Origin of the sequence: Streptomyces jumonjinensis, assembly GCF_009600885.1 — a bacterium.
Classification (GTDB): domain Bacteria; phylum Actinomycetota; class Actinomycetes; order Streptomycetales; family Streptomycetaceae; genus Streptomyces; species Streptomyces jumonjinensis.
The window spans coordinates 1-6,394 of record NZ_VCLA01000070.1 but is presented as its reverse complement, the minus strand read 5'-3'; the positions used below and the strand labels follow the sequence as shown (position 1 = coordinate 6,394).

General features: G+C 71.9%; 7 protein-coding genes. 5 read left to right on the top strand and 2 right to left on the bottom strand.

Annotation, left to right across the window (positions count from 1 at the left end; all coding sequences use genetic code 11):
* Window positions 1-103: 103 nt before the first annotated feature.
* The 5 genes from FF041_RS08820 (at window position 104) to FF041_RS08800 (ending at window position 4,929) form a co-directional block, all read left to right on the top strand.
* Window positions 104-925, top strand: coding sequence for a LytR/AlgR family response regulator transcription factor (locus FF041_RS08820; protein WP_153521788.1), 822 nt, complete (start codon window positions 104-106; stop codon window positions 923-925).
* Between the two features lie 201 nt (window positions 926-1,126).
* Entirely contained in the window at window positions 1,127-1,396 is a 270-nt protein-coding gene (locus FF041_RS08815) for a hypothetical protein (RefSeq protein WP_153521786.1), read from the top strand.
* A gap of 164 nt (window positions 1,397-1,560) precedes the next feature.
* The gene (locus FF041_RS08810; RefSeq protein WP_153521784.1) at window positions 1,561-1,941 is read left to right on the top strand and encodes a hypothetical protein; all 381 of its coding nucleotides are present in this window, start codon (window positions 1,561-1,563) and stop codon (window positions 1,939-1,941) included.
* 31 nt (window positions 1,942-1,972) lie between these two features.
* Entirely contained in the window at window positions 1,973-3,706 is a 1,734-nt protein-coding gene (locus tag FF041_RS08805) for a sodium/solute symporter (protein WP_323391474.1), read from the top strand.
* Window positions 3,703-4,929: a sensor histidine kinase gene (locus FF041_RS08800; RefSeq protein ID WP_153521782.1), complete on the top strand. Its 1,227-nt coding sequence runs from the start codon at window positions 3,703-3,705 to the stop codon at window positions 4,927-4,929. Before FF041_RS08805 ends, FF041_RS08800 begins: the two co-directional genes overlap by 4 nt.
* A 12-nt stretch (window positions 4,930-4,941) precedes the next feature.
* Here FF041_RS08800 and FF041_RS08795 read toward each other — a convergent pair whose 3' ends face one another.
* Window positions 4,942-5,466, bottom strand: coding sequence for a hypothetical protein (locus FF041_RS08795; RefSeq protein WP_323391473.1), 525 nt, complete (start codon window positions 5,464-5,466; stop codon window positions 4,942-4,944).
* A 260-nt stretch (window positions 5,467-5,726) separates the two neighbouring features.
* A complete protein-coding gene (locus tag FF041_RS08790) occupies window positions 5,727-6,290 on the bottom strand; it encodes a sigma-70 family RNA polymerase sigma factor (RefSeq protein WP_153487550.1) in 564 nt (187 codons plus the stop codon).
* Between the last annotated feature and the right edge of the window lie 104 nt (window positions 6,291-6,394).

The following is a 6,394-nucleotide window of genomic DNA, read 5'->3' as shown; positions in this document are numbered from 1 at the left end:
CGCCCGTCCCCGCGCACCGCCTGCCGCCTGTCCCCGGCCACCGCGGTCCGCACCGTCCGCCGCACCGTGGTCCACCGCGCCGAGCCCGCCTAGACTCCGCTGCATGCTGCGCGTACTGGCTGTCGACGACGAGAAACCGGCGCTTGAGGAACTGCTCTATCTGCTGCGGTCCGACCCCCGGATCACCCGTGCCGAAGGCGCCACCGACGCCACCGACGCGCTGCGCCGCATCAGCTGCGCACTCGACGCCGGACCCGGGGGCGACGACGGCATCGACGTCGTCTTCCTCGACATCCACATGGCCGGACTCACCGGACTCGACGTCGCCCGGCTGCTCGCCCGCTTCGCCCATCCGCCCCTGATCGTCTTCGTCACGGCCCACGAAGGCTTCGCCGTCCAGGCATTCGACCTCAAAGCCGTCGACTACGTCCTCAAACCGGTACGGAGAGAACGCCTCGCCGAGGCCGTACGGCGGGCGGGCGATCTGGTCCACACAGCCCAGGAACCCCGGCAGCCCGGCCGGCCGCCGCACCCCGCGTCCGCCCAGCCCGCGCCCCCCGCCTCCGCCGCCCAGGGCCCGGTCCACAGCAGCGCCGAGCAGATACCCGTCGAACTGGGCGGCGTCACCCGGTTCGTACCGATCGACGCCATCACCTATGTCGAGGCCCAGGGCGACTACGCCCGGCTGCACACCGAGCACGGCAGCCATCTGGTGCGCATCCCCCTCTCCGCTCTGGAGGAGCGCTGGGCCTCCCGGGGGTTCGTCAGGATCCACCGCAGCCATCTCGTCTCCCTCGCCCGGATCGACGAACTGCGCCTGGACGCCGGGACCACCACCGTCCGGGTCGGCACCGCGGAACTCGCCGTCAGCCGCCGGCACGCCCGGCAGTTGAGAGAACTGCTGATGCGTCAGGCCGGAGGCTGAGCAGGCCGGAATCCGGGCGACCACCGCCCGCCCGCTGCCGTTCGTCGCGCCCGGACGACCGTTCACCGGCCACCGACCGCCGCTCGTCGGCCCGTACATCCGTCCGGCGACCGGCGTCATCCACTGGCCGAGCCGCCCGGCCGATGGAACACGCCGCAGGGTGCCGGCGGCATAACCTTGATCAGGGAGTAAAGGGGTCTGATGTCCGACATCGAAGCGTTGCTGGAGGAACTCCGGAGCCTGCCGGCGACCCGGGCATCCAGTGCCCGTGACATCGAGGCACTGCTCGCGGGGGTCAAGAGCGCCGCCGGGCGCTGGGCGGATGTGCTCTACGAGATCCATGAGTCGGCCCAGGGGCTCGTCGGCCCCCGCGCCGAGGCCGCACTCGAAGTCGCCTTCCGGCGAGCCGAGGAATCCTATGTCGAACTGGAGATCGCCCTGAGCGACTGCGTCCGGCCGCCCGGCCGCTGACGCCACCGCGTCCGCGTCCGCCGCACCCCCGCCAGGCATCCGCGAGCACGGGGGCTCCGTACGTCTACCGCCGGTAATGTCCGCTGCGTAGACTCCCGTTGCCCCCGGGAACTCTCCCGGGATCCACCCGAGAGCTCGTTCGACAGACGCTGGAGCGGACGACGATGCCCGCAGAGCAACGCCCCCGCCGCGAGGTGGTCACCGGGGCGCCCCGCGGTGCCCGGCGCGCGCCCGGCCATGCCCACGCCCGGTTCGAGATCAGCGAGCAGACCACCCTCGGCACCACCTATGTACGCTCCCTGATGCGCAGCCAGCTGCGCGCCGGGCTCTCCGCCCTCGCCGCCCTCGCCCTCTTCATCGGCACCCTGCCGCTGTTCTTCGTGCTCCCCGCCGCCCTCGACTGCGGCTTCACCACCCCGGGATTCGTCGTCTGGGCGGCCCTGGGCGTCGCCGTCTACCCCGTGATGTGGCTGATCGCCCGCTGGTACGTCCGCCGCGCCGAACGCAACGAACAGGACTTCCTCAAGCTGCTCGAAGGGCGCTGAGCATGTCCCCCGGCATATCCGGCAGCCGCCGGTGAACCAGACGTACGCGGTCCCCGCCGTCGCCGTCGTGGTGCTCGCCACCCTCCTCATCGGCGGTCTGGGTCTGCGGATCTCCCGCACCACCTCCGACTTCTACGTGGCCTCCCGCACCGTCAACCCCGGCCTCAACGCCGCCGCCATCAGCGGCGAGTACCTCTCCGCCGCCTCCTTCCTCGGCATCGCGGGCCTCGTGCTGCTCCAGGGCCCCGACATGCTCTGGTACCCCGTCGGCTACACCGCCGGATATCTGGTGCTGCTGGTCCTGGTCGCAGCCCCACTGCGCCGCTCGGGGGCCTACACCCTCTCCGACTTCGCCGAGGCACGCCTCGAATCCGCCGCCGTACGCCGAGTCGCCAGCCTCTTCGTCGTCGGCATCGGCTGGCTCTATCTGCTGCCCCAGCTCCAGGGCGCCGGACTGACCCTGGAGATCCTCACCGGCACGCCCGACTGGGTCGGCGGAGTCCTCGTCGCCCTGGTCGTCGCCGGGGCCGTCGCGGCGGGCGGCATGCGCAGCATCACCTTCGTCCAAGCCTTCCAGTACTGGCTCAAACTCACCGCGCTGCTGGTGCCCGCCCTCTTCCTGATCACCGCCTGGATCGGCGACGACGCACCGCGCGCCCGGTTCGACGCGCCCGCCGTGCTGCGTCAGCACACCGTCGTACGGGTCGACGACACCGTACGGATCGAACTGGAACGCCCCCTGACCCTCACCGTCACCGGCAGCGTCGACGGCACGGCGTACACCGGGCGCACCCTCACCCTCGACGAGGGCGGCCACCGCATCGGCGCGGGAACCTCCCTGGGCCTGCCCGAAGGCGCCCGGGTGCCCGAGCGCATCACCTCCGGGGCCGATCCCGCGAGCTGGTCCCAGCCGCTGTCCGGCGGTATGGACGGCTATGACCTGTACGCCACCTACGGGCTCATTCTCGCCACCTTCCTCGGCACGATGGGCCTCCCGCATGTCGCCGTCCGCTTCTACACCAGCCCCAACGGCCGGGCCGCCCGCCGCACCACCCTGGTGGTCCTCGGCATGGTCGGCGCGTTCTATCTGCTGCCGCCGGTCTACGGTGTGCTCGGCCGGATCTACGCCCCCGAGCTCGCCCTGACCGGCGACGCGGACGCCGCCGTGCTCGTCCTTCCCGAGCGGATCGTCGGCGGGCTGGCCGGGGAGCTGCTGGGCGCGCTGCTCGCGGGCGGCGCGTTCGCCGCGTTTCTGTCCACGGCGTCCGGGCTGACGATGGCGGTCGCCGGAGTGATCACACAGGATGTGCTGCCCCCGCGCGGGGTGCGCCACTTCCGGGTCGCCGCGGCGCTCGCCATGGCGGTGCCGCTCGCCGTCAGCGTCGTCGCCACCGATGTGCCGGTCGCCGACGCCGTGGGGCTGGCGTTCGCCGTCTCCGCGTCCTCCTTCTGCCCGCTGCTGGTGCTCGGCATCTGGTGGCGGCGGCTCACCCCGCCGGGGGCCATGGCGGGGCTGCTCACCGGCGGCGGGTCCGCGCTCACCGCCGTGATGGCGACCCGGGCCGGATTCGCCTCCGAGGGCTGGGCCCACACCCTGCTGGCCTGGCCCGCCGTCTGGTCGGTGCCGCTCGGCTTTCTCACCATGGCGGCGGTCTCGCTGGCCACCCCGCGCCATATACCCCCCGGCACCGCCGCGATCCTCGCGCGGCTGCATCTGCCGGAGGATCTCGTCGGCAGAGACCGCACTCAAGGAGCCGGGCGATGACGGGAGCCGTCATAGCCGCGCTGGCCGCGGCCGGAGTCATCCTGCTCGTCGCCGGGATCGCCGTCGGCCGGCTGATGGAACGGCGAGGCTCCAAGCCCGATCTCGACCTCGGCACCCCCGTCGAGCGGGCCACCTTCCACACGCTGCACACGGCCTCGCTCGCCGCTCCTCCGCTGCGGGCCGGACTGACCGAGGACACCGCGCGCAAGGCCGCCCGCAGACTGCGCTCACTGCTGGGCACCGAGGCGCTCTGCCTCACCGACCGGGAGTCCGTGCTCGCCTGGGACGGACCCGGCATCGACCATCACGAGCACCGGGTGATGGTCCGGGTCGCCGAGATGCTGGACTCCGGGCGCAGCCAGAGCGTGCAGACCCGGTGCGAGGAGTTCGAGTGCCCGCTGCGCTGGGCCGTCATCGCCCCGCTGACCGGCGAGGAAGGGGTGCTCGGCGCGCTGGTCGCCTATGGCTCACGGGAGTCGGCCGTCCTGGTCCGGGCGGCGACCGAGGTCGCCCGCTGGGTCTCCGTACAGCTGGAGCTCGCCGAGCTCGACCGCTCCAGGACCCGGCTGATCGAGGCCGAGATCCGCGCGCTGCGCGCCCAGATCTCCCCGCACTTCATCTTCAACTCCCTCGCCGCGATCGCCTCGTTCGTGCGCACCGACCCCGAACGCGCCCGTGAGCTGCTGCTGGAGTTCGCGGACTTCACCCGCTACTCCTTCCGCAGGCACGGCGAGTTCACCACGCTCGCCGATGAGCTGCGCTCGATCGAGCAGTATCTGGCGCTCGCCGGGGCCCGCTTCGGCGACCGGCTGAAGGTGACGCTCCGGATCGCTCCGGAGGTGCTGCCGGTGACGCTGCCGTTCCTCTGTCTCCAGCCGCTCGTGGAGAACGCCGTCAAGCACGGTCTGGAGGACTCCCGGGGCGCGTGCCGGATCACCATCGCGGCCCAGGACGCCGGGGCCGAGGCCATGGTGACCATCGACGACGACGGTGTGGGCATGGACCCGGCGGTACTGCGCCGGATTCTGGCGGGGGAGCGGACCGGGTCGGCGGGCATCGGGCTGTCGAATGTGGACGAGCGGCTGCGTCAGGTGTACGGGGACGACTACGGGCTGGTCATCGAGACGGGCGTCGGCGCGGGTATGAAGATCACGGTCAGGGTGCCCAAGTACCGGGCGGGGGTCCACTCCTCGTCGGGCCGCCGCCCCACCGGCTTTCCCTGAAGCGTCAGAAGATCAGAAGAGATGGATGGCCAGATGGCTCAGCGGCAGTCCCAGCTGCCAGGCCGGAGTCCAGATCTGCTCGCACTCGTCCACGAACGCGTCCAGTGGGGCCGCCGGATGCCAGGGCCCCTCGTCCCCGAGGTCCGCCGCGAGCAGCTCGGTCTGCCGCAGCCAGCGCCAGGACTCCTGGGCCAGCGCCAGATCCGGATCGCTTCCGCCGCCGAGCTCGCGCTCGCGTTCCCGCCGGCGGGCGTCCAGCCGTTCCCGCACCCATGCGGACCAGGGATGGCCGTACGAGGTGAGATTGAGCCACTCCTCGATCCTGGAGATCGCCCGGACCCCGGCCAGTTCGTCGGAGGCGTCGCAGAGGTAGATGGTCAGGGCCAGGGTCTCCCGGCCCGCCCGGTATTCGAGCGAGCCGCCCTCCACGAGAGCGCCCGTGCGGAGCATCTCGTCCGCCACGTACTCGGCGCAGAGCCACGCCATCGGGATCGCCAGCGCGCCTCCGCTGGTGCCGTTCGTACTCTCGGGGTGCACCCTTCCCACCTTCTTCCAGACGCGTTCGTCCGCCGGCCCTGTGCACCGGCCCGGACACGAGCCTCTACCGACTGACACGGCCGGGGACGGGTCTTTACTCAACTTCACCGTCAGGTTTCGCAGATTCCGGCTGCTCGCCGGGGCGGAAGGGAGAGCGGGCGACCCGCGGGGTGGCCGAGGCGTACGGGACTTTGAAGACACGACCTGGCCCGCCGGTCCGCCGGGCTCAGGCCCTGGACCGCCGGGCGCGGTCTTGACGCTCAGCCCCGGCAACGGCTCCGCGCGGTCCGCACCCGCGCATAGCCGGGAAGGGAGCGGGAGAGCGCGCGGAGCGCGTAGTACGAACGGGACTTCACCGTGCCGGGCGGGATGCCGAGAGCCTCGGCGGCCTCGTTGACGCTCAGCCCCTGGAAGTAGATCCGTATCAGCACCGCCTGGTGCTCGGGGCTCAGGGCCTGTACCGCGGCCCGGACGTCCAGAGCCGCGACGGCGGTCTCGGTGATGTCGGCGGGGTCGGGGGTGGTGGCCAGCACGCCGTCGCCGATCTCGGTGGGGCGGGCCAGCCGGGAGCGGCGCGCGTCGATCGCCAGCCGTCTGCCCACGGTGAAGAGCCAGGGCCGCATCGACTCGTACGGGCCGTCGAACGCCTCGGGGTGCTGCCAGGCCCGCACCAGGGTCTCCTGGAGGAGATCCTCGGCCCGCTGCTGGTCCCCGTAGGTCAGCCCCTGGAGAAAGCTGAGCAGCGCGGGGCCGTGTTCGCGTTGCAGGTCCGCGATGGCCCGCTCGTCGGTGGTCGCGGGAGCGGTCACGGTCGCCGTCGCCATTGCCAACACCCTTTCGCGCGGAGGTCGCTGTTAGGTAGCTCACGGTTATGAGGCGTATACGAACGCATCCCGGCACCGAGGGACAGAGAGGTCCGACGGGTCTT